This window comes from Gordonia sp. VNK21, assembly GCF_046098115.1.
Classification (GTDB): domain Bacteria; phylum Actinomycetota; class Actinomycetes; order Mycobacteriales; family Mycobacteriaceae; genus Gordonia.
In genome coordinates, this window is sequence record NZ_JBJURU010000033.1 from 1 (window position 1) to 3,385 (window position 3,385).

Consider the following 3,385-nt stretch of genomic DNA (forward strand, 5'->3'; position numbering starts at 1 on the left):
GTTCGGCGCTCCGACGGCATACACCACCGCATGATGGTGGGCCAACAGTTCGGAGTGGGACACATCCGATCCCACCTCGACGTTGAGGTAGAAGGTGAATCCAGACGATCGGCTCACTTCGTCGAAAAGCCGTGTGACCCGCTTGGTGTTCTGATGGTCGGGTGCGACGCCGGCCCGCACCAGCCCATAGGGCGTCGGGAGACGTTCGAAGACGTTGACCCGTACGCCTGACTGGGTTAACAGTTCGTCGGCGGCATACATCGCCGCCGGACCAGAGCCAACAATCGCCACCGTCAATGGATCAGACTCGCGTGCATCGACTTTCGGCGCGGCGATGACCGGCGCCAGCTTAGACGTCGGCGGAACCCTCTCGCCTGCGGGCCGATCCGGGTAGAACGCCGCGTTGAGGGAGACAAACGGCAATTGTTCAGGCCGCAGCTTTGCCTGCGGCACTATCGCCCCGACCGGGCAGGCAGATACACATGCGCCGCAGTCGACACACGAGACCGGATCGATGTACAACATCTCAGCGGTGGCGAACCCGGGTTCGTCTGGCGACGGATGAATACAGTTGACCGGGCAGGCGTACACACAGGAGGCGTCGCTACAGCACGACTGGGTGATCACATGGGGCATGTACGCCGCCCTACGCTACGGCGGACACGTGCTGGCGCTGCGGCTCGCTACGGTAGCGACTCGGCTTGCCGTCGATCTTGCAGATCCGCCAAACGATCTTGGCGAGCGGATTGATCAGTCCCGTGTCGTGGCACAGCATCCGGACGTCACCGAACATGTCACGTAGCGTTTGCCGCGACTCCGGCGAATTGAAGAAGACCTCCTTGCGCACCGAGCGTGGAATATCGAACTCCTTCCAGAACTCCCGCGGCGGAACCATGATGGCCGAACACAGCACGCGCATCATCACCGGCACAAACATCGACAGCAAGAACCGCTTCCCTCGCGACAAATGCGGCACCCGCTTACGCAGGTACTCATGCGCGAACGAGATGTGCCGCGCCTCTTCGGCCACGTGGATCGCCATCACCCGCTCCATGATCGGGTGCAGCTGTTTACCCTCGCGCAGAACGTTCTTCTGCGTGTGATCGATGGGTTCTTCACCGGCGAGAATGCCGAACCAGAACGGGATCGGCAGCGGCCCGGCCATCAACGGGACGACCGGTTGGGACCACCTCAGCAATCTTGGCATCCCGGGCACGTCGACGCCGATGCGGTTCACCATCTCCTGGAACATCATGGTGTGGTTGCACTCTTCGGCGGCCTCGTGCAGGCAGTAGCGGTACTCGGGCGACCCGTTGGGCGTCCAGAACGCGTAGTCCATCAGGCCGCGGATCAGGACCAACTCGAAGTGCAGGCCGACCTTGGCAACGTTGGCCTGACGCCACATACCGATCTCGATCTGGCGCTCGACCGCTTGCGCTTGATACCACGGGTGACGTCCGAGCGGATCGGTCCCAGGAAGGATCCACCGCTCGTCATTGGGTGTCACCGCGAACTCGGGTGCATCCCAATCGATATCGATATAGGGGTTGAAATGCCGTCGCACTGACCCCTCAGACAGTGTGTTGAGCATGTCGGTGTACACGGTGTCGTCGAGCACATCCATGTTGCTACGCCAACGTTTGATGATGCCGGTTCTAGCCATAAGAAGCCTCCCCTGAGGTTGATGTTTCTACGGCTTTTATACGTACACGATACCGCAAGTATCGGATATCGGAAATGCCCCGGTCGTGCGATGACCGAAACCGCCCCGATCCAGGGCCGCGCGATAGGGAGCGGTGGCTGGCAAGACGGCTAACCAGCGAGACGCAAAGACGGCATGACGGCCTGGGCCGCGCGGTCGCTACAGGCGCGTGTGTACAGGAATGGAACGTATATGTACACGCGGAGGGTCGGACGGTGTTGAAATCATCGAATTGTGCACATGTCAGAACAGAGCGGGCGGGCGGTGTCGTCGTGCGCCGGTTGCCCCCGTGTCGCTTCGGCGGGCTCGTTTTTCAACCGGAACCGACACCTCCCTCAGGACAGTTCTTACCGCTGACAGCTGATCTTGACGGCTGATGGTGACCAGGTGATCGTAGGGGCCGCTCAACCGGCTACGACGCCGTCCTGGCCGAGCTAGATCGCCAATCGGCCAACCACCGGCCGTCAAGCACCAAGTCTGGCTTTTGTTGGTGCACGAAGGCGGCAGCGAGGGGCTCTCGCTCTGGCACGGCGGCCCACATATTTCGTGTTCTCCGGCCCACTGGGACGACGGGCAAGACGACCATCGGCCGCATCCTCGCAGCGGATGGGGGTCAATAGTGCTGCGCCTCGTGATCTACGGTCTATGCATGGTGGCAGCAGCTGTGAGATACGTGCCGGCCCGAGTCGCGCATACTGCTTTACAACGACCACGTACGCCGGGCGAGCTCGTCAATACACTTCGCACCGGGTCGCCGGCCAGGCGGCTACGGTATTCAACCGTCCTCGTCACTGGCTCTTCGTCGGGCATCGGCGCTGCGGCAGCTGAAGAGTTCGCCCGTCGTGGAGCCCACGTCTTGATGGTGGCGCGTCGTGCGCACAGCCTAGACGAGCTCGTCACGCGTATCCGGGCCGCGGGCGGCTATGCCGACGCCTGTCCGGCGGATCTCTCCGACACCGACGACACGGCTCGCCTGATCCAGCACGTGCTCGCCGAGTACGGCTGCCCAGACATCGTCGTGAACAACGCCGGGCGGTCGATTCGCCGCGAGGTCCTCGACTCGACGGATCGGCTGCACGACTATCAGCGCACCATGGCGGTCAACTACTTCGGTCCCGTGCAGCTGACGTTAGGGTTCCTACCTGCCATGAAGGAGCGCGGCAGCGGCCACTTCATCAACGTCTCCACCTGGGGGATCCCAATGGGCGCTATGCCCAAGTTCTCGGCATACGCGGGATCGAAGGCCGCGATTACCGCCTTCGGACGCAGCATAGCGTCGGAGTTGCGTGGCACAGGGGTCTCTGTGACGACCGTCTTCTTCCCGCTCGTGCGGACACCGATGATCGAGCCCACCAACGAATACCACCAAATGCCCGCGCTCACCGCGGTCGAGGCTGCGGACTGGCTCGTGCACGCGGCTGTGTATCGCGATCTGGAGGTCATGCCGCGAGTGGCACGGCTTCTCCGACGAGTGGGCGCGGCCTCGTCGAGAGTCGCGGACCGGCTTGTGGAACGTAATGCGCCCTGACGTGTGCCCCAGATGGTGGCCCACGGCGAGGTGATCAACTCGGCGAGGAGGGCCGATGTGCGACACGGGGATACCGGACTCGTCGGTGCGATCGGCCCGAGGCTCTGCTGCACGACGGTCCACTTAGCCTGGTCCCGCCGCCGGGCTGTCGGGGG

3 protein-coding genes are annotated in these 3,385 nt (G+C 62.9%); 1 reads left to right on the top strand and 2 read right to left on the bottom strand.

What is annotated here, in order from left to right:
- Positions 1-636 (bottom strand): 4Fe-4S binding protein (locus ACJMNC_RS18160; RefSeq protein ID WP_408949346.1); only part of this gene is annotated, 636 nt, incomplete at its 3' end.
- 10 nt (positions 637-646) lie between these two features.
- Positions 647-1,663, bottom strand: coding sequence for a diiron oxygenase (locus tag ACJMNC_RS18165; protein WP_009678392.1), 1,017 nt, complete (start codon positions 1,661-1,663; stop codon positions 647-649).
- A gap of 688 nt (positions 1,664-2,351) precedes the next feature.
- On the opposite strand from ACJMNC_RS18165, the gene ACJMNC_RS18170 reads away from it, so the two are divergent.
- Positions 2,352-3,230 (top strand): SDR family NAD(P)-dependent oxidoreductase, encoded by an 879-nt coding sequence (locus ACJMNC_RS18170; protein ID WP_408949347.1) that lies wholly within the window; start codon positions 2,352-2,354, stop codon positions 3,228-3,230.
- Positions 3,231-3,385: the final 155 nt, after the last annotated feature.

Excerpts from the sequence above, each read along its gene's own strand:
- ACJMNC_RS18165 (WP_009678392.1), bottom strand. The coding sequence starts at position 1,663 with ATGGCTAGAACCGGCATCATCAAACGTTGGCGTAGCAACATGGATGTG.
- ACJMNC_RS18170 (WP_408949347.1), top strand. The coding sequence starts at position 2,352 with ATGGTGGCAGCAGCTGTGAGATACGTGCCGGCCCGAGTCGCGCATACT.